Origin of the sequence: Stenotrophomonas sp. HMSC10F07 (assembly GCF_001807895.1) — a bacterium.
GTDB classification, from domain to species: domain Bacteria; phylum Pseudomonadota; class Gammaproteobacteria; order Xanthomonadales; family Xanthomonadaceae; genus Stenotrophomonas; species Stenotrophomonas sepilia.
The window spans coordinates 1-20,213 of the sequence record NZ_KV791363.1 but is presented as its reverse complement, the minus strand read 5'-3'; the positions used below and the strand labels follow the sequence as shown (position 1 = coordinate 20,213).

11 protein-coding genes and 3 tRNA genes are annotated in these 20,213 nt (G+C 67.0%); 8 read left to right on the top strand and 6 right to left on the bottom strand.

From position 1 onward, the window contains the following. Positions 1–29 precede the first annotated feature (29 nt). From HMPREF3114_RS08045 to ychF, 3 genes are all read left to right on the top strand, one after another. The gene (locus HMPREF3114_RS08045) at positions 30–647 is read left to right on the top strand and encodes a 50S ribosomal protein L25/general stress protein Ctc (protein ID WP_005415401.1); all 618 of its coding nucleotides are present in this window, start codon (positions 30–32) and stop codon (positions 645–647) included. A gap of 48 nt (positions 648–695) precedes the next feature. Further along, positions 696–1,274, top strand: coding sequence for an aminoacyl-tRNA hydrolase (gene pth, locus HMPREF3114_RS08040; RefSeq protein WP_053499335.1), 579 nt, complete (start codon positions 696–698; stop codon positions 1,272–1,274). A gap of 141 nt (positions 1,275–1,415) precedes the next feature. Then, on the top strand, positions 1,416–2,507 hold the full coding sequence (gene ychF / locus HMPREF3114_RS08035; protein ID WP_005415403.1) for a redox-regulated ATPase YchF: 1,092 nt from the start codon (positions 1,416–1,418) through the stop codon (positions 2,505–2,507). Between the two features lie 461 nt (positions 2,508–2,968). Here ychF and HMPREF3114_RS08030 read toward each other — a convergent pair whose 3' ends face one another. The 6 genes from HMPREF3114_RS08030 to HMPREF3114_RS08005 all read right to left on the bottom strand — a co-directional run bounded on the left by HMPREF3114_RS08030 (position 2,969) and on the right by HMPREF3114_RS08005 (position 17,360). After that, entirely contained in the window at positions 2,969–6,217 is a 3,249-nt protein-coding gene (locus tag HMPREF3114_RS08030) for an autotransporter family protein (protein WP_070489521.1), read from the bottom strand. A gap of 263 nt (positions 6,218–6,480) precedes the next feature. Next, entirely contained in the window at positions 6,481–7,122 is a 642-nt protein-coding gene (locus HMPREF3114_RS08025; protein ID WP_049416983.1) for a response regulator, read from the bottom strand. Next, positions 7,119–10,346: a hybrid sensor histidine kinase/response regulator gene (locus tag HMPREF3114_RS08020; protein WP_053499341.1), complete on the bottom strand. Its 3,228-nt coding sequence runs from the start codon at positions 10,344–10,346 to the stop codon at positions 7,119–7,121. The genes HMPREF3114_RS08025 and HMPREF3114_RS08020 overlap by 4 nt, the downstream gene beginning before the upstream one ends. A gap of 121 nt (positions 10,347–10,467) precedes the next feature. Continuing rightward, entirely contained in the window at positions 10,468–11,691 is a 1,224-nt protein-coding gene (locus tag HMPREF3114_RS08015; RefSeq protein ID WP_053499343.1) for an EAL domain-containing response regulator, read from the bottom strand. Further along, entirely contained in the window at positions 11,688–14,459 is a 2,772-nt protein-coding gene (locus HMPREF3114_RS08010) for a response regulator (protein ID WP_070489520.1), read from the bottom strand. The genes HMPREF3114_RS08015 and HMPREF3114_RS08010 overlap by 4 nt, the downstream gene beginning before the upstream one ends. Before the next feature lie 162 nt (positions 14,460–14,621). After that, positions 14,622–17,360: a TonB-dependent receptor plug domain-containing protein gene (locus tag HMPREF3114_RS08005; protein ID WP_070489518.1), complete on the bottom strand. Its 2,739-nt coding sequence runs from the start codon at positions 17,358–17,360 to the stop codon at positions 14,622–14,624. Positions 17,361–17,530: 170 nt separating this feature from the next. Here HMPREF3114_RS08005 and HMPREF3114_RS08000 point away from each other — a divergent pair, with 170 nt between their 5' ends. The 5 genes from HMPREF3114_RS08000 to HMPREF3114_RS07980 all read left to right on the top strand — a co-directional run bounded on the left by HMPREF3114_RS08000 (position 17,531) and on the right by HMPREF3114_RS07980 (position 20,117). Continuing rightward, positions 17,531–18,550 (top strand): cyanophycinase, encoded by a 1,020-nt coding sequence (locus HMPREF3114_RS08000; RefSeq protein WP_053499349.1) that lies wholly within the window; start codon positions 17,531–17,533, stop codon positions 18,548–18,550. Positions 18,551–18,654: 104 nt separating this feature from the next. Next, positions 18,655–19,671: an isoaspartyl peptidase/L-asparaginase family protein gene (locus HMPREF3114_RS07995; RefSeq protein ID WP_070489516.1), complete on the top strand. Its 1,017-nt coding sequence runs from the start codon at positions 18,655–18,657 to the stop codon at positions 19,669–19,671. A 137-nt stretch (positions 19,672–19,808) separates the two neighbouring features. Further along, positions 19,809–19,894 (top strand) — tRNA-Tyr (locus HMPREF3114_RS07990). 24 nt (positions 19,895–19,918) lie between these two features. Further along, positions 19,919–19,992 (top strand) — tRNA-Gly (locus tag HMPREF3114_RS07985). Positions 19,993–20,041: 49 nt separating this feature from the next. Continuing rightward, a tRNA-Thr gene (locus HMPREF3114_RS07980) sits at positions 20,042–20,117 on the top strand. Positions 20,118–20,213 lie beyond the last annotated feature (96 nt).

Genomic DNA, 20,213 nt, shown 5'->3' with positions numbered 1-20,213 from the left:
AGGCGAGGCAACAACCTGAGTAGTCGAAAATGTCGAAGACCCATGAAATCAAGGTCACCAAGCGTGAACTGCAGCGTAAGGGTGCGAGCCGCCGCCTGCGTCACGCGGGTGTGATCCCGGCCATCGTGTACGGCGGCAACGCCGAGCCGGTCGCCATCAGCCTGGACCACAACGAAATCTGGCTGGCCCAGCAGAACGAGTGGTTCTATGCCTCGATCCTGGACCTGAACCTGGACGGCCAGGTGCAGAAGGTCCTGCTGCGTGACATGCAGCGCCACCCGTACAAGCAGCTGATCATGCACCTGGACTTCCAGCGCGTGAACGAGAACGAAGCCCTGACCGCTTCGGTCCCGCTGCACTTCGTCAACGAAGACACCTCGCCGGCTGGCAAGGCTGCCGACGTCGTGGTCACCCACGAACTGAAGGAAGTGACCATCACCTGCCTGCCGAAGGACCTGCCGGAGTCGATCGAAGTCGACCTGGGCGAGCTGAAGGCCGGTGACGTGGTGTACCTGTCCGACATCAAGCTGCCGAAGGGCGTGGAAATCCCGGCCCTGGCGCTGGGCAAGGACCACGACGACGCCATCGTCACCGCCAAGGCCGGCAAGGCCGACGCGGCTGACGAAGAAGCGGCTGCCGCCGAGTAATACCGCTACGGTGCCTGCCTCCGGGCAGGCACCGTACTGGAAGGAACCATGGCAGGACTGCGACTGATCGTCGGTCTGGGCAACCCCGGATCGGAACACGCCCGGACCCGGCACAATGCCGGGTTTCATTTCGTTGAGGCCCTGGCGGAAAAAGCCGGTGCGCGATGGAATGTGGACAGCAAGCTGTTCGGTGAGACCGCCAAGGTCGAGATCGCCGGGCAGACGGTGTGGCTGCTCAAGCCCGCCACCTTCATGAATCTCAGCGGCAAGTCGGTCACCGCCGCACAGCGGTTCTGGAAGATCGAGCCGGAAGAAACCCTGCTGGCCCACGACGAACTGGACCTGGCGCCCGGCGTGGCGCGGCTGAAGTTCGACGGTGGCCACGGCGGCCAGAACGGCCTGCGCGACACCATGCGCCTGCTCGGCCACGGCAAGTTCCATCGCCTGCGCGTGGGCATCGGCCATCCCGGCCACAAGGACCGCGTAGTGGGTTGGGTGCTGGGGCGCCCGTCGAAGGACGACGACGTGCTGATTGCACGTGCCATCGATGATGCGATCGACGTGATGCCGCTGGCGGTGCAGGGCGATTTCAGCGAAGCGATGAAGCGGCTGCATACCCGGAAATAGCCGGTAGGTACCGACCGTTGGTCGGTACGGAAGCAACCAGGCTGGTAGGTACCGACCGTTGGTCGGTACGGAGAATGATTGGAAAAGCAGCGCCCAGGTCGCTGTTTCCCCAATCACTTTCACCCCAGAGAGCTGTCACCCATGGGTATCAAATGCGGCATCGTCGGCCTGCCCAACGTCGGCAAGTCGACCCTGTTCAATGCGCTGACCAAGGCGGGTATCGCCGCGGCGAACTTCCCGTTCTGCACCATCGAGCCGAACGTCGGCATCGTGCCGGTACCGGATCCGCGCCTGAACGAGCTGGCGGGCATCATCAACCCGCAGAAGGTCATCCCGACCGCGGTCGAGTTCGTCGACATCGCCGGCCTCGTAGCCGGCGCCGCCAGCGGTGAAGGCCTGGGCAACAAGTTCCTGGCACACATCCGCGAAGTCGATGCGATCACTCACGTGGTGCGCTGCTTCGAGCACGGCGACATCGTGCACGTGGCCGGCAAGGTCGATCCGATCTCGGACATCGAAACCATCGATACCGAACTGGCCCTGGCCGACCTGGACAGCGTCGAGAAGGCACTGAACCGTGCCGAGCGTGCGGCCAAGGGCGGCGACAAGGATGCAGCGGCGCGCAAGCCGGTACTGGCCAAGCTGCAGGCGGCGCTGTCGGAGGGCAAGGCCGGCCGCTCGGCCGGCCTGGACGAGGAAGAGAAGGCGCTGGTGCGCGACCTGTTCCTGCTCACCCTGAAGCCGGTGATGTACATCGCCAACGTGCTGGAAGACGGTTTCGAGAACAACCCGCACCTGGAAGCCGTGCGCGCGCATGCCGCCGCAGAAGGCGCGCAGGTGGTACCGGTGTCGGCCGCGATCGAAGAAGAGCTGTCCCAGCTTGACGACGAGGACCGCGATACCTTCCTGGCCGACCTGGGCCTGAGCGAGCCGGGCTTGAACCGCGTGATCAACGCGGCCTACAGCCTGCTCGGCCTGCAGACCTACTTCACCGCTGGCGTGAAGGAAGTCCGTGCGTGGACCGTGCGCAAGGGCGCCACTGCCCCGCAGGCCGCCGCGGTCATCCACACCGACTTCGAGAAGGGCTTCATCCGCGCCGAAACCATCGCGTATGACGACTTCATCAAGTACAAGGGCGAAGCCGGCGCCAAGGAAGCCGGTCGCCTGCGCCTGGAAGGCAAGGAATACCGCGTGCAGGAAGGCGATATCCTGCACTTCCGCTTCAACGTCTGATCCGGCGGCAACGGATCGACCCCGGACGCCCCGCCCTGTGCGGGGCGTTCGCGTTTTCGCGGCTGGACAAATAAGTGCCACGTGGGGAAACAGCTGTTGCACAAGGCTCGCAGGCGCTTATCCACACCAAACCCCCACCGCTTTCCACGCGTGATGTGGAAAACCGGTGGGGGCGGATCCCATTCCCGTGGAATGGGATCCGACCCCGGGCAATGGATAAAATTTCACCACATACTGAAACGTTTGCGGCGCAATGCTCGCACCCACTTGTCCACACCAAATCCCAATCACTCTCCACGGCGGATGTGGAAAACCGCGCATGGGCGTGGACAAAAAAACGCCACTCCCTGAAACGCTTGGTGCGTGGAGCTCACCGCCACTTGTCCACACCAAACTCCCATCGCTTTCCACGCGGCATGTGGAAAAAGCGCCCGGCACTCCCTTGCCGGGCACTTCCCGCATCACCAGGTGTACGACACGCCCAGCTGGGCACCGACGTCGCGGAAGCCCATGCCGCCGCTCTGCCGGCTCAGTTCGCCCCAGCCGCGCCAGCCGCCGGACAGATCCACCTGTACACCGGCCTTGGCCTCGTAGATGTCGCGCGGTAACTGCCGCTGCAGCCGTTCACCGTCCATCGCCAGGCCCGCGCCATTGCCGCCGGACCACCAGTTCACTGCCACGTACGGATGCACCTGACCCTGCGCCGCGCTCAACCCACGGCTGTACAGGCGCAGGCCGAGGCGAGTGCTGGTCTCGCCGCCACCGCGGTCCTCGACCACCGTGCCGTTGGCCTCGACCACGCGGTCGCTGTCATAGCGGCTGTGCACCACCTGCAGTTGCGGTTGCAGGTAGATGCCGCGCTGCGCGGTGCGCCGCAGGGGCAGCACATAGCCAGCTTCGGCCGATGCACTCCAGTTGCGGGCGTCATAACGTTCCTTCTGCAGTCCATCGCCCTGCACGCTGTTGCGGAAGCGGCCGTACTGCAGCCAACCATCCACATAGGCGCCGCCTTGCATGCGTGCATCCTGCAGCCAGGTGGCATAGGCACCCACACTGGTGCCGGTGACCACGCCACGCGCGGTGTAGCCGGTCACCTGCGAGCGGCTGTCATTGCGCGCGCGGCCGTGGCCGAGCATCGCACCTGCCTGCAGTTCGCCCGCGCCGCCCACCTCGAAGCGACGGCCGACGCCGACCAGCACGCTGCTGATCTGCCCATCGACCTGGACCTGGCGGTTGCGGTCGTGGCTGTCGGGCTGCGCGCTGCGAAGATGCATCCAGGCCACGGCATCGCTGCTGGCGCCGGCCTCGGCGGCGGGGTCACCGGCGCGGTCGTGCAGGCTGTGCCGGAACATGCCCAGCGCGGCGTTGCGGTTGGCCAGGTAAGCCGCCGGTTCCGGGCGTTCCACCTGCGGGCGCGGCGGGTCGATCGGCGGTTCCGGCGGCAACGGCGGGTCGACCGGCGGTTCCGGCGGTGACGGCGGGTCGACCGGCGGTTCCGGTGGCTGCGGCGGATCAATCGGCGGTTCCGGCGGTTCCGGCGGATCGACGGGTGGCACGTATTCCGAACGCAGGTACCAGTTGCCATCATCCGGGGTCGACACGCCGCCCTTGAACAGGAAGTAGTCGTAGGCACCGGCGACCGCGCGTCCCTGCAGGCTGAACTGTGCATCGGACTGGCCGCCAACGGTGATCAGGCGGATACCCTCCTGCGTCAGTGCACCGGCACCGCCGGCATTGCGCACGCTCACGCTGGCAGTGCCGCTGCTGTTGCCATTGATGACCAGCTGGTCGCCCAGCGAAGTGTCGTCACCCAGTGCACGGTTGAAGATCCACTGGCCCCCGTTGCCCACATAGTCGCCGCTGACAGTGACGGTCTTGAAGCCGCCCGCCGCCGGGGTATCGAAGGCGATGGTGCCGGCGTGTTCGAGCGCGCCTACGCTGGAACTGGCACGCACGTTCCACTGGCTGCTGCCATCCAGCGCAAGGTGTGCGACCTGGTAGCCGGAGTCGTTGCGCAGAGCACCGCTGAACGTGGTGCCGTTGCCCAGCACCATGCGTACGTCAGCCGTTGCGCTGTCGACCACCACGTCACCGCGCAGCGTGCTGGCGTCGGCGCTGAAGTCGATGCGGCTGGTCGCCACGCTGCTGCCATCGGTGAACACCGTGTCGCTGACGCGCAGCAGGCGCCCGCTGCCGTCGCCTGCGGTCACATCGCTGCCATTGACGGTCAACGCATGGTTGCTGCCCTGCAGCCAGAACGCGGCGCCGCTGGCGGTCTCGATGTGGCTGTCATTGAAGGTGGCGCGGTTCCAGTACGGGCCGAACGCGGTCAGGTAGGAGCGGTAGCCACCGCTGTTGCTGCCGGTCATGCGGATGTCCAGGCGATCGGCCTGGGTCAGCCGCGCGGTGTTCATGTGCACGATGCCGAACACGTTCTCGCCGTCGCCGCGGATCGCAACGGTGTCGAGCAGCGCGGTGGCGGTGGAGCCACCGATGAACACGCCGCCACCCCCGTTGCCGCGCACGTCGATCACGCTTCCGGTGGCTTCAATGCGGCTGGCGGTGCTGCCGGTGGAACCGGTCACGCGTACGCCATAGGTCGCATCGCCGTGCGTGGTGATCCGGCCGCCCTGCACGGTGGCGACACCGCCAGCGATCTCGACACCGTAGCCGTAGGTGTCGGTCCAGGTGTCGATGGTGCTGTCGGTCAGCTGCAGGCGCGACTCATCGCTGGCCAGCCAGAATCCGGAGTAGCCATCACGCACATCGAACGCGGCGTCGCGGGCGGTCAGCTGCCCCCAGCTGTTGATGTTCACGCCATAGCCGCCGACGGTGTAGAAGCTGCCGCCGTTGATCACTGCGCTGGAATAGGTCTTGCTGATGCGGCTGCCGAGCAGGCGCATGCTGCCACCCACCGAGTGCGCTTCCACGTTCTCCAGCAGCACGCTGCCACCACTGTCGATATCGAACCAGCCGCCTTCCATGTAGGTGTCATACAGCTCGGCGCGGCTGCCCGCGCCATCGACGGCAACGCCGGCGAGGATGCCACCGGGAGCGAGGGTGATGCGGCTGTTGCGGATCGTCAGCAGGCCCGCGCTGTCGGCGCGCAGGCGGGCACCACCGTCGGCGCTCATCTGCAGATCGGCCAGGTGCAGTTCACTGCCCTTGCCGGACGCACCGGCCAGCGCCGCACCGGTACCTGTCACTGAAAGACGGCCCCCGGTGTAACGGATCACGCCACCGTTGTAGGCCTGCACGCTGCCGAATCCGCTGCCGTTGCGCGTGGCATCGATATCGACATCGCGCGCATCGATCACGCTGCCGGCACCATTGGCATACAGTGCGTAGAAGCCAACACCGGTGGCCGGTGCGATCGACAGCGTCGCCCCGCGCAGTTGTACCTGGCCGCCATTGGCGGCAGACACGGCGCTGCCATTACCAGTCACGTTGATGCGGCTGCCGTCGATCAGTGCGCTGCTGCCAGCGCCGGTGACGATCAGTGCGAAGCTGCCCGAGCCATGGGTGAGGACATCATCGGCACCGAGCTGCAGGCTGTTGCCATCGCTGACCTGCAGGGGCCCGGTCAGATCGGCGGCGTGGACCGGCAGTGCCGCCCACAGGGCGGTTGCCAGCAGGCTGGGAAGGAGGGAAGCAGGCGCGAGGCGCGCGCGCCCGGACGCACGGCGGCGCCGAGGGGGGGAGGCATACATGCTGTTGGACTTCCTGTGGCAGGGCGCAGCAGGGCTGCGCGGACTGGCGCGGCAGGGCCGCGTCGCTGCGGAAGCCACACGCGATGGCAGCTGCAGGCGCCACCGGGCTTCCGTCCCCCACGGCGACGCGGTTGCTGCCGGCAGGCGCACCATGGCGGGATGCGTCCAGCCTAGAAATCGGCACTGTCCTATGGAATCAGGCGTTTCCTAAAGCCGTCGCAGGCCCTCGTACGGGGCCTGCAGGATTCAGCCTGGAGTGGGCCTCAGGCGAACAACGAGGCCTGCAGGCAGTACTCGATCAGTGCCTGGTCACTGTCCACGCCGAGCTTGCGCATCGCACTGATCTTCTGCGTGCTGACCGTCTTGGCGCTGCGCTGCAGCTGGCGTGCGATGTCGCCCACGCTCATGCCGCCGGTAAACAGCCTGATCACTTCCAGCTCGCGCGGCGACAGGCGCGCACGGACCGCATCGGCGTCGGCTGGTTCGCTCGCCGCGACCGGCAGCAGGCCCGGCGGCCGGTAGACGCGGTCGGCCAGCACCACGCGCAGGGCCTGTACCAGGCTGCCCAATCCATGGCTCTTGAGCACGACGCCGCCCGCGCCGGCGGCATACATCGCTGCAACCAACGACGGATTGGACACCATCGTCAGCACCAGCAGGCGCGTCTCTGGGAAGCTGCGGCGCAGGAACGAGATCAGCTTGATGCCGTCACCGAAGCGGTCGCCCCCCGGCATGCTGTAGTCGGTGATCACGACCTGTGGCCGGGTCCGGGTCATCAATTCGATCAGCGTCGCCGGGTCGGCCGCTTCGCCCACCACGTCCAGGTCAAGTTCCCCGGCCAATACGTCGCGGATGCCGGCAAGCACGATCGGGTGGTCGTCAGCGATGAGGATCCGTGTGGTCATGGCGGGGTCGGGTCGTCAGGTGGGGGAGGGGAGGCCGCATCAAGCAGCGGATGCAACAGCTGTTCGAGGCGTCGCTGGAAGCGGGCAAGCGACGCCGCCTGGGTGGCCAGGTCATCGCCGCCAGCAAGGCTGTGCTCGATCTGCAGGCCGCTGTGCACCAGCGCGGGTGCGCCCACGATGACCAGTGCGCCACGGATGCGATGCAGTACCTGCACCACGCGCGCGGGATCGGCGCTGGCAATCGACTGGCGCAGGCTGTGCAGGTCAGCCTGCATGGTCTGCACGAACAACGCCTGCATCTTCGCGGGAACCTGCAGCGGGAGATCATCATCGCGCGTATCGGTGGATTCCGGTCCTTGCGGTGGCGCGGCAACCGTTGCATCGCCCCGGGTGATCTGGATCAGCAGGCGTTGCAGCGCTTCCAGCGTGATCGGCTTGACCAGCACGCCCTGCATGCCCGATTCCTGGCAGCGCTGGCGTTCGGCCGGGTCGGCGTTGGCAGTGGCACCGTGGATCGGCACGCGGGCACCACGCACCCGCAAGGCACGGGCCAGGCCATAGCCATCCAGCCCCGGCATGTTCAGGTCGGTCAGTACCAGCGCGAACTCGTCCTGCTGCCAGTAGCCCAGCGCTTCATTGCCGTCGCTGGCGACCACGGCGCGGCAGCCGAGCTGTTCCAGCTGGTCGCGCAGGATCGCCTGGTTGATCGGGTTGTCCTCGGCCACCAGCACCTGCAGGCCGAAACGGCGCGTCGACGGCAGGCGCCCTTCGGTGCTGGCCGCCAGTGGCTGGCCACTGGCGGCAGCCAATGCGAGCACGATCGCGTCAAACCGGTGCAGGCCAACCTGCCAGGCGCCATCGATCTGCCGGGGCCGCACGCCGCCTTCGCGGCAGGCAACCACACGCGGTCCATCCACCCACTCGGGCAACGCGTCGTCCAGGACCAGGTCGAGCAGCACGGTGGACGACGGCAAGCCCGCCGCGCCTTCATCGCGGTACACGCTGGCCAGTGCACCGCGCTGCTGCAGGCGCTCGCACAGCGATTGGACCAGCTCGCGCACACCGCCCCGCACCTGTACCTGCAGGCCCGCAGGCAACTGCGGCGCAGGAGATTGCTGCGGATCGGACGGCGCCGTGGGCAGCGGCAGTTCGACGCTGAAGCTGCTGCCCAGGCCGCTCTCGCTGACCACGCGCAGCTGGCCTTCCATCAACGCCACAAGATGCGCGCAGATGGAAAGGCCCAGGCCGGTGCCGCGCATCGCATCGGTGCCCGGGTTGGCCTGGAAGAACGGCTCGAACAGGTGTGCCTGGTGCTCGCTGGCAATGCCGATGCCGGTATCGGCGACCTGCCACTGCAGCCAGCAGCGCTGCTCTTGCCAGCGTGCCGAGACGCGCACCACCACGCGTCCGCTGTCGGTGAACTTCAGCGCGTTGCTGATCAGGTTGTTGAGTATCTGGCGGATCCGTGCCGCATCACCGCACACCACGGGCGGCACGTCGGCATCGATGCAGGCGTAAAACTGCAGCCCCTTGCTGGCGGCCGCGGCAGCATACGAGTCGAGCGCATCCTCGGTCAGATGCACTGGATCGAACGGGCTGGGTTCCAGGCTCAGTTGCCCGGCCTCGGCCTTGCTGACATCGAGGATGTCGCTGATCAGTTGCATCAGCGTCGAGGACGAACGCTGGATCGTCCCCAGGTAGTCCCGCTGACGCGCATCCAGTGGCGTGAGCCCGAGCAGTTCGAGGGTGCCGAGCACGCCGTATAGCGGCGTGCGGATCTCATGGCTCATGGTGGCCAGGAACTGGCTCTTGGCCCGGTTGGCCTGGTCGGCGGCACGGCGCGCCTGCTGCAGTACCTGCTCGGCTTCGTGCTGGCTGCTGAGATCGATGAACAGGCACAGCACCGCCGGCTCGCCGCGGTAGCGCGCCGGCGTCGCCGTCACCAGCAGGTGGCGGCCTTCGGGCGTGGTGTAGGCCAGCCCATCGCCGAGCGTGGTGCCCCCAGCGGCGAGCACGCTGCGCCGCCAGGGGCCGTGCCAGCCTCCAGTATGATGGTCTTCACCCAGCCAGCGGCGGGCGAGGGTGTTGTCCAGCAGCACATTGCCATCGGTACGGCGCAGCAGGCACAGCCCGATCGGTGCGTTGTCCAGGATCGTGCGGCTGAAGGCTTCGCTTTCCAGCAGCCGCGCGTGGTTGCTGCGCAGCGGCTCGATGACCGAACGCCGATACGCGCGCAGCACCAGCGTGCCACCCAGTGCCAGCAGCAGGGCCACCACCGTCGCACCGAGCAGCGGCCCCTGCGGGTGCTGGAATACCTGCCGCCAGCTGACGTGGTAGACCGCCAGCCAGCCGCGCTCGCTGCGCATGCGGAACTGCAGGCCTCCCAGGCCTGCCTGCCAGGAGGTGCCAGCGTTGCTGGCATCTGCAGCATCGCCCAGCAGGCGCTGGCCATCGGCATCGAACAGCGACAGCCGTTGGAACACCGGAACACCCAGCACCTGCCGGTAGTCATCGACGCGTGCCGGATCGAGCAGGCACGCCAGCGCGGCCTGCGAATCCTTGCCGTCCTCGCCCCACAGGCGCGCATCCTGCGGGGCGTGGGCGATGGCGAGCAGCCAGGTCTGCCGGTCGCGCCACGGCACGCTTACCCAGGCGATGCCGCCGCGCTGCAGCGTGGGCCGCGTACCCAGTGCGCGGTGGATGTCGGCGATCGCCGGGCGCAGGTGATGCGGGCTGTTCTGGCTCGCATCTGTACCGACGATCTGTACCGGTGCCAGCAGCCCGCGTGTGCCCTGGCCATCGACCAGCAGGCATTGCGGTGGTGGGTAGCGCGAAGCGGACCAGAACGTACCGTAGAAGCGCAGGAACCGGTCGCCCAGCTCGGTCGGTGGCGAACGACCGGCCCCCTCGCTCCCGATCACCGCGAAGTTGGCGTACAACGGACCGCGTTGCAGTTCCACGCTGGCATCGGCAACCGGCTGCCCTCGTACGCCGACATCATGCAGCCGCCACTGGCGCAGGAAGCGCTCCTGCTCGCGCAACGTGCCGTCCAGGCGGCGGAAGTGGTACTCGATCTTGCTGCGCTCTTCGTTCAACAGCTGCGAGCCGGCCGACAGCAACAGTCCGGCCTGCAGGGTCGCCAGCACCACCACGCCGATCAACAGGGCATGGACGCGGAGCGAGCGGCGAGCGAGTCGGCGTACAGGAGCGGCCTCGGCCGGCATGGCAGGTCTCAGGGCAGGGGGCGGACATCGGCACCGGTGGCGGCGCAACGTCCACCGCTACTGCACAGACAGGATCGTCAATGCCGCTTGATGATTTTGTGAAGCCGTCGTGCAGTCCGCGTCAGCGCAGGGCAGCCTGCGGTCTTTCGTCCAGTTGCGGTGCTTCTTCGTCCAGCAAGCGGGTGAACGCGTCGGACGGCAGCGCCTGCGAGATCAGGAACCCCTGCACCTGGCTGCACCCCAGCTGCCGCAGGGCGGCCAGGTCGGCATCACTTTCCACGCCTTCGGCCACGATGGTCAGGCCCAGCTGGTTGGCCAGTGCGATCACCGTCGACAGGGTCAGGTGCAGGGCCGGGTCACGGGCGCAGCCACTGACCAGCGCGCGGTCGATCTTGACCTCGGTGAAGGGGGTATTGACCAGGTTGTGGACCGAGCTCAGGCCCTGCCCGAAATCATCCTGGGCCAGGCCGAAGCCCTTCATGCGCAGCCGGCAGGCACCGGCATAGAAGTCGCTGACGTGCCGCGTGGTGCTGTTCTCCATCAGTTCGAAACACAACTCGCCGGGCGTCCCGCCGTGGGCCAGGGTCAGCGCCAGCAGCTCATCGGGCAGGTCCGACTGCTCCAGCAGATGAGGCGGCAGGTTGATCGACACCGGTACCCGGAAGCCTTGCTTGCGCCAATGCGCCTGTGCGCTGATGCTGGCCTTGAGCATCATCCGCAGCAGGTCGCCCTCCAGCCCGTGGCGGCAGATCGCCGGCAGGAAGCTGCCGGCAGCCAGCGTGCCCAGCTGCGGGTGGCGCCAGCGCACCAGTGCTTCGGCCGCCACCACCCGTCCGGACTGCAGTGACTTCTTGGGTTGGAACCATGCCGTCAGGCTGCCATCGGCCATCGCCTGGCGCAGCTGCGACGCATCCGCTTCGGGGACTGCCGCCGACGCGCGAGAAGGAGCCTTGCCGGTGGCCGGGCGCGCCTGCGCCAGCGCCTCGAACAGCGCGTCCACGTCGGCGGCCGCCACCGGCTTGGACAGCAGGCCGATCACATCCAGCCCCAGCGATTCGGCCATCAGCCGTGCCGAGGTCATCATCCGCCGCGGGGCCGCGCTGACCACGGCCAGGCGCGGCGGGCGTGGTTGCGCCGCCAGTGCCTGGATGAACTGGATGCCGTCCTGCCCGGGCATCAGCAGGTCACTGACCACCAGGTCGTAGGGCTGGCAGGCACACAGTGCGATGGCGGCATCCACGTCTTCGCAGGCATCGACCTGGATACCGGCGCGGCTGCCGAACAGATTGGCCAGGAAACCACGCTGGAAGGGCTGGTCTTCCAGGATCAGGACGCGCTGGGTCATGCGGGGTCTCCTTGGCGCAGGGTGGTGAGCGCCTTGCGCAGGCGGGCGATGTCGACGGGTTTGCTGAGGTAGCCCTGCATGCCACTGGCCAGGCAGCGCTCGCGCTCTTCGGCGGTGGCATTGGCGGTGGCGCCGATCACCGGTACCGGGTTGCCGTCATCGCGCAGCTGGCGGGCCAGCGCGTGGCCGTCCATGCGCGGCATGTTGATGTCGGTCACCACCAGATCGAAGCACTGCTCGCGGCACCGCTGCAGCGCTTCCATGCCATCCTGTGCCAGCTCCACGTCGCAGCCGAGGGTGCGCAGCTGCTCGGCCAGGATCACCCGGTTGATCGGGTTGTCCTCGACGGCCAGCACGCGCAGGCCCAGAGGCATCGGTGGTGCCGTGCGCGTGGCCTCCGGCTGCGTCGCGCGCTGCTGCTGCACGCTGGCCAGCGCCTTGCCGATCGCGGTCATGCCGTGCAGGGTCACCACCAGGCTGCCGTCGGCGGCAGTGATCGGCTGGTCACCGCCCTCGATCGATGCCACCACGCGCGGGCCCGACCAGGCCAGCGGCATCCCGGCTTCGCCATCCATCAGGATCGCGCCGTCATGGTCCAGCAACGCCGGGTCACCAAGCAGGGGCTGCGCGTTGGCGCCCCAGCGACACAGCCAGCCGCAGGCACTGTCGACCAGCTCGCGGTCGCGGCCGCGCACCAGGATCGGTGGTTCCGGCAGCAGTGTGGGGCCATCCTCGGCAGCGGCCAGCACCGGCAACGGCAGGCGGACGCTGAAGCTGCTGCCCAGCCCGGGTTCGCTCACCACCTGCAGCTCGCCGCTCATCAGGCGTACCAGGCGGTCGCTGATGGACAGGCCCAGGCCGGTGCCCTGCGCGCTGGCTGCGCCGCGGACCTGGCGGAACGGTTCGAACAACCGCGCCTGTTCCTCCGCAGCGATGCCCACGCCGGTATCGGTCACCTGCCATGCCAGCACGCTCGATTCACCTTCGCGCTGCACCTGGCGCACGCGCAATACCACCCGGCCATGCTCGGTGAACTTGATCGCGTTGCTGAGCAGGTTGCCCAGCACCTGGCGGATGCGGTCGGCATCACCGAGCACCAGTGTCGGCAGGCGCGGATCGGTACAGACCAGGATCTGCAGGCCCTTGCAGGTGGCCGACGCGGCGAAGCTGCGCAGCACGCTCTCGGTCAGCTCGCGCGGCGAGAACGCCGTCGGCTCCAGGCTGAGCTGTCCTGACTCGATCTTGGAAACATCCAGCACATCGCTGATCAACTGCAGCAGGACCGACGAGGAACTCTCGATGGTGCGCAGGTACTGCGACTGCCGGGCGTCCAGCGAGGTGTGCCCCAGCAGCTCCAGCGTGCCCAGCACGCCATACAGCGGGGTGCGGATCTCATGGCTCATGGTGGCCAGGAACGCGCTCTTGGCCTGGTTGGCCGCATCGGCGGCCTGGCGTGCCGACGACAGTGCGGCCTGTGCCTGGCGGTGCCGGGAAATATCATGGAAGACGCATAGCAGCACGTCATCGCCCTGGTAGCGGCAGGCCGCGTGCAGCACTTGCAGCTGGCGCCCATCGCGGGCGGTGAATTCAAGTCCACGCCCGCGTTCGCCGGCATGTCCGCGCCATGGTGCCTGCCAGTCGCTGTGTTCGCCTTCTTCGCCGAGCCAGTCGCGCAGCAGCTGGTTGGAGAGCAGCAGCGCGCGGTCGCTGCGGCGCAGGACGCAGATGCCGACCGGCGCCATGTCGATCACCGTCGAACTGAAGTCCAGGTTCTCCAGCAGGCGGCGGTGCTGCTGCAGGGCCGGCTGGATCAGCTGGAGGTCAACGCGATGCCGTAGCAGGCGCAGCGCAACACCGGCCAGCAGCAGCAACAGCACGCAGACCAGCAGGGGCACGGCCAGGTCGCCCAGCAGCAGCGGCGGCGGCAGGTGGTAGACCAACCGCCAGCCGTCATTGCCGACACTTTTCACCAGCGCTACGCCGCGCGGCAGGCCACCGCTCCACAACGTGCCGAAGCTGTCGTCCTGGCGCTCCCGCAGGGTCTTCCAGCCCGCACCATCCAGCCGCGGTGCCTGGCTGGACAATGCAGGCTGCCCCGCACGGTCGAGCAACGCGTAACCGCCAATGCCCTGGCCGTCGATCATGCTCGCCGCCGCCGCGCCATCGAGCAGCAGCACCAGCCACTGCGCCGGTTGGGGGCCCGCCTGTACCGGCTGCGCCAGCGCAACGCCACTGTCACCCGGCCGCAGCCAGTACACCGGGTCTGCACCCTCGAGGCTGCCGCTGCGTGCCTGCAGCGCACGCAGCGATGGCAGGTGCACCAGGTCGACGTCGACCTCGCCCCCGGCCAGCCAGTGCGCGCCGCGTGCATCGATCAGCAGCAGGTGCGTCTGCAGTGCCTGCAGCGTGTGCTCGGCGCGCGCTGACAGCAGCAGCCGCTGGCCCGGCTGGCCACCGGGACCATCCAGCGGCAGCTGGCGCACGCCCTCGCTGTCTGCGGCCGGTGCATCCGGGTTGCCGGCCAGTACCGAATCCCCCAGGTAGCGCAGCAGGGCTTCGCGCTGGTCGAAATAGATCTGTGCCTTGTAGGCCGCTGCATTCATCTCGCGGCGATGGGTCGAGATGTCTTCGGTGAATGCCGTGAGCAGGTAGAACCCGGCCGCGGCGGCCAGGCAGATGAAGACGCAGACGGTCAGGCAGCGCAGCAACACCGACGCGGTGGTCGATGGCACGGCCTGCTGCAGCGAAGGGCGGGGAAAGCGGAACATGCAACGATGCTAGGGAGCGGCGCTGATGGCGCGGAATCAGCTGTTTCCTAAAATCCCCCGCTGGCCGGTCAGGCCGGAGCCTGCGCGTGGGTACCGTTCAGGCGGCGGAAAAGAGAACCCCCGCCGAAGCGGGGGTCTCCTGTATCGGCGCTGGCCAGGCACTTACAGTGCGCTGCCACCGAACTTGTGGGTGTACTGCAGGTTGATCGTGCGGCCGACGCTGTCGAACCAGGACACGTCGTAGTACGGGTAAGCGGTGTAGGTACGGTCCTTCGGCGGCATCTTGTTGAACACATTGACCACCGACAGCGACAGGCGCGAGTGGTCGTCGAGGCGGTACTGCAGCGAGGCGTTGTAGCGATAGGTCGCCTTCACGTACGGGCTGTCGCCGCTGTCCCAGTCGAACACCTGGTCGTAGCTGTCCGAGGTCGGCAGCTTGCCCAGGCGCGAGCCGTACACCGTTGCCGACCACGCATCCTTCTCCCAGGTCACGCTCAGGCTGGTCTTGGTGCGCGGAATGTCGAAGCCACTGTTGACCGCGAACTGGTCTTCGGTGCGGTCGCCGGGGTAGCGCTGGAAATCATGCTTCTTCACCCAGGTGTGCGTGCCGTTGAAGATGAAATCGCCGATGCCCGTCTGCAGGCGATAACGCAGGCCGGCGTCGATGCCGGAGGTGGATTCGCGGGCGACGTTGATCGGCTCCACGCGCACGCCATACAGGCGTCCGTCGTTGCTGCGGGTGATGCGGGCGAGCGCGTCCACGCAGGTCGGCGAATTGATGTCGGCGCTGCCCAGGCGGCAGTTTGCTTCGTTGGCCAGGAGCGTGCGCACGTCCATGTCCTGCACCTGGTTGCGCATATCGATGTCAAACCAGTCCACCGACAGGTCCAGGCCGATCGCCGGTGACCAGACGAAGCCGGCGCTCCACGAGGTGCTGGTTTCCGGGTCGAGCTGGCGGTTGCCTGTGCGGCTGCGGATCAGGTTGCGCTCGTAATCGGAACAGTCGCTGGCCTCCTCGAGGCGGCAGGTGTACAGATCCTCGGCGCTGGTCTCGTCGTTGCCCGGTCCGGCAAACACATAGTGCAGGTCCGGTGCACGGAATGCGGTGCCGTAGGAGCCGCGCACCAGCAGGGTATCGATCGGGCGCCATTCCAGGCCGCCGCTCCAGGTCGCCTTGCCGATGCTGTGTCCGGAATAGCGGTACTGGTCGTAGCGGCCCGCCACGCTCAGGTTGACCGTGTCGTGCAGCGGCATGCGCAGCTCCGCAGCCGTCGCCCAGCGGTTGCGCGAACCCTTGCCGTCCGAATCCTTCCAGCTGTAGTAGTAGTATCCGGTCGCCAGCGGATCGGGGTTCAGAGAATAGGCCTGCTGGCCCACTTCCACGGTCGCGGCAAACCCGGCATCGCCACCGGGCAGTGCGAACAGTGCTGCGTTGGTCAGGGTGAAGGCGGCGGTTTCCGTGCGCGACTTCGGAGTGTAGGTGGTACGCGCGGCGATCGAGTCGTACTCGGCGCGGGTCAGTGGACGGTACAGGCGTGACGGATCGGCGTTGTAGACCGGGAGACCGTCGTCATCCACGCCCAGCTGCGGGCCGAGGAACAGGTCATTGGCCTTGGCGGCAATGATCTGTGCCCAGCTGATGCGCGACTGGTACTGCGAATGGCTCAACGCCGCTTCGTAATCCCAGTTGCCAATCAGGTTGCCCTTGAAGCCGGTGGTCACGCTGAAGGTCTTCTGAGTGCTGCGCACCATGGCGTTGCGCAGGCCGCCCATTTCCTCGGGCGAGAACTGGCGCTGCCAGAACTCGATCTCGCCAGTGGCTTCGTTGTTGAAGTAGCCCGACTCATCACCGTTGGCATCCATGCGGCCCCACTGGGTGACGTCGCGCATCAGCGACATCGTGTGGTAGCCGAGCTGCACGTCGGCGAACCACTGCTGGCCATTGTCGAAGTCGTAGCTCAGCGACGCGTAGCCGTTGGCGCCGCGGCGCTTGCTGAGGATGGTGCCGTAGCCGATCGAGCTGTCGCTGCCGCAGTAGTAGCCGTACTTCGGGCGGTAGGCACGATAGGTGCTGCCCTGGTTCTGGCCGGACAGCGCTTCGCAGGTGGCGGCGCCCGGGTCCAGGTAGTCATCGTTGTAGTCGGTGCGCAGATAGGCACGGCGCGCGATGCGCGAACCCTCGGTGGGGCCATCCCGGGTCGAGTCCTGGATGTCACGGTCATAGGCCCACAGCGGGGTCTGCGACTGCAGCTCGACGCTGTACACGGCGTTGAAGTTGCCACGGCTGAAACCGCTGGCCAGGCTCATGTCGAACGACTCGCCGCCGCCTTCGCTGGTGGTGCCCATGCGCATGTCGATCGTGGTGCCGTCGGCCTTCTTCTTCAGGATGAAGTTGACCACGCCGGCGATCGCGTCCGAGCCGTAGATGGCCGAGGCGCTGCCGGTCAGTACTTCGATGCGCTCGATCATGCCCAGCGGGATGTTGGAGACATCGGTGAAGTTGCTGCGGCCCTTGAACGGCATCGGGAAATCGGCAATACGCCGACCATTGACCAGCACCAGCGTGTGGTTCGGGCCCAGGCCGCGCAGATCCACCTGCTGGGCGCCCGGCGAGAAGTCGGCGCCACTGGAAGACTGCTGGCTCTGCGTCTCACCGCCGTTCTGGGTCATTGCACGCAGCACGTCCGGCACGCTGGTGAAGCCACTGGAGCGGATCTGCTCGGCATTGATCACCGTGATCGGAGCGGGGCCTTCCACCTGGGCGCGCGGAATGCGCGAGCCGGTGACCTGCACCGCGTCCAGTTGTTGCACCGAAGAGGAAGCCGGTGCCTGGGCCGCCGCAGAAGCAGCCACGCCCATCAACGCCAGCTGGATCGACCACGCCATCGCCTGTCTACGCATGAGGAATTCTCGGAAATGAAGCCGGCCCGCAGAGGAGGGGCCCTGTCCCCCATTCAGACTTCCGGAATGGGCGCGCGCATTTAACGCCTTTTTCATGTCCTTGACTACTGGGCCCCTATCTGGCAAAGAGTGAAAACGCTTGCAAGTCGATTTTGTTCAGGGAGATCAAGATGCGACGCCTCGACCGGACCCTGCCTGGCCCCTTCGCCTGGCTGGCGCTGCTGGTGCTGGCCTGGCCATTGGCCACGCCCGCACAGGACCTGCAGGGCCCCGGCTTCGCCTATTACGAAATCGGCGATCTGGAATCCCCGCGTCCCGGTCCGCGCGCGCCCGCCATGATGCTGATGGGCGGTGGCGAGTGGGTGCCGGAGGCCTTCCAGTGGTGGCTGAAGCAGGCCGGCAATGGCCGTGTGCTGATTCTGCGCGCCTCCGGTGGCGACGAACTGCAGGACCGCCTGTACCGCGAGATCGGCGGCACCACCGCAGTGCAGACCCTGGTCTTCGACAGCCGCCGCGGTGCCGATGATCCGGCGGTGCTGCGCGTGGTCGCCGCGGCCGATGCCATCTTCATTGCCGGCGGCGACCAGTCCCGCTATATCCGCTTCTGGAAGGGCACCGCACTCAACCGTGCACTCAACGCCCATGTGCGCGCCGGCAAGCCGATTGCCGGTACCAGCGCTGGCCTGGCCATCCTCGGCGGCTATGCCTATGGCGCCATGGATGGCGGCAGCATCACCTCGGCCGGTGCGCTGGCCGACCCGATGGGCAGTGCCGTGACCCTGGACAGCGGCTTCCTGCAGATGCCCTACCTGCAGCGCGTGGTCACCGACACCCATTTCGACAAGCGTGACCGGCTCGGTCGCCTGATCGTGTTCGTGGCACGTGCCGCCCAGGACAGCGGCGACCCTGACATCGTCGGCATCGGCGTCGATGAGGACACCGCCCTGTGCGTTGAGCCCGATGGCCGGGCCCAGGTCTACAGCGCAGATGGCGAAGGCAAGGTCTGGGTGGTCAGCCCCGGCCGCGACGCCGACCGCCTGGTGGAGGGCGAGCCGCTGCGCTTCCATGCGGTGCCGGTGACGGTGGTTGCCAGCGGCAGCCGCATGCGGCTGGATGATTTCCAGGCCGAGGCCGATTACCAGGCCGTGGCCGACGTCAGCGACGGCGAGATTGAGTTCACGCTTCGGTAGTACCGGCCGCTGGCCGGCAACCTCCTTCCTGATGCGACCGGTGCCGGCCAGCGGCCGGCACTACCGGCGCAATCCTTTCACTACACCTGCTGGAGATGTACCCGATGAAACTGCGCCTGGTGCTGTCCGCGCTGCTGTCCCTGCCGTTGCTTGCCCAGGCCGCCCCGGCCGCCTCGCCGTTGCTGGTCATCCACGGCGGCGCCGGTGTCGAGCGCAAGGACCTGTCGCCGGCTGAAGAGAAGGCTGCGCGCGACGCGTTGCGCGCGGCGCTGCTGAAGGGCCATGCCGAACTGGCGGCCGGTCGCCCGGCGCTTGCAGCCGTCACTGCGGCAATCACCGTGCTGGAGGACGATCCGACCTTCAACGCCGGCAAGGGCGCGGTGTTCACCCATGACGGCCACAACGAACTGGATGCCGCAGTGATGGATGGCGCCACCCTGGCTGCAGGTGCGGTGGCCGGCGTGCAGCGGGTGCGCAACCCGATCCTGCTGGCCCAGGCCGTGATGCAGAAGTCCAGGCACGTGATGATGGTCGGGCAGGGTGCCGAGGCATTCGCGGTGGAGCAGGGCATCGGCCTTGTCGATCCATCCTACTTCCGTACCGACAAGCGCTGGCAGCAACTGCAGCGCGCATTGAAGGAAGAGGCCAGTGGCCAGGCGCACGCCGACCTGGAGACCGCAAGGCACTTCGGCACGGTGGGCGCGGTTGCCCTGGATGCGCAGGGGCAGCTTGCCGCCGGCACCTCCACCGGTGGCATGACCAACAAGCGCTATGGCCGTGTGGGTGATTCGCCGATCATCGGCGCCGGTACCTGGGCCGACGCGGGCTGCGCGGTATCGGGCACCGGCTGGGGCGAGTACTACATCCGGACTGCGGCCGCGCACGAGATCTGTGCGCGCATGCGCTACCAGCGGCAGACGCCGGAGCAGGCCGGCAGGGGCGTGATCAACGAGATGATTCCGAAGATGGGCGGCGACGGCGGCGCGATCGTGCTTGCCGCAGACGGAAAAATGGCCATGCCGTTCAACACCCGGGGCATGTATCGGGGCTGGATCGGCGCCGATGGCGTCCCCCATGTCGCAATTTTCGCCAGCGAGACCCTGCCGGTCCCTGAGCAATAACCTTGCGTATCAATGGGTTTGCGACAACGTGTGAAAAAGATGGAAAAAAGCGTTGACAGCCCCCCGCCTGATCAGCAGAATAAGCGGCTCACCACCACACACCGCAACGCTTCGGCGGCAACGGGTTGGGGTGGTAAGGAGGGATACCCAAGCGGCCAACGGGGGCAGACTGTAAATCTGCTGGCTTACGCCTTCGGTGGTTCGAATCCACCTCCCTCCACCAGTTTCACGTTGTGACATTCCCGGCGCGGGAGTAGTTCAATGGTAGAACCTCAGCCTTCCAAGCTGATGGTGCGGGTTCGATTCCCGTCTCCCGCTCCATTGAATGAACTTTGAATATTATCGAGTTCATGTCATAATGCAAAACTCGGCTCACGTAGCTCAGTCGGTAGAGCACTTCCTTGGTAAGGAAGAGGTCGAAGGTTCGATTCCTTTCGTGAGCACCATCTTAAGCATCACCTCTCAGACGAATTCGAGATAAGCAGCCATGGCCAAGGGTAAGTTCGAGCGCACCAAGCCGCACGTCAACGTCGGCACCATCG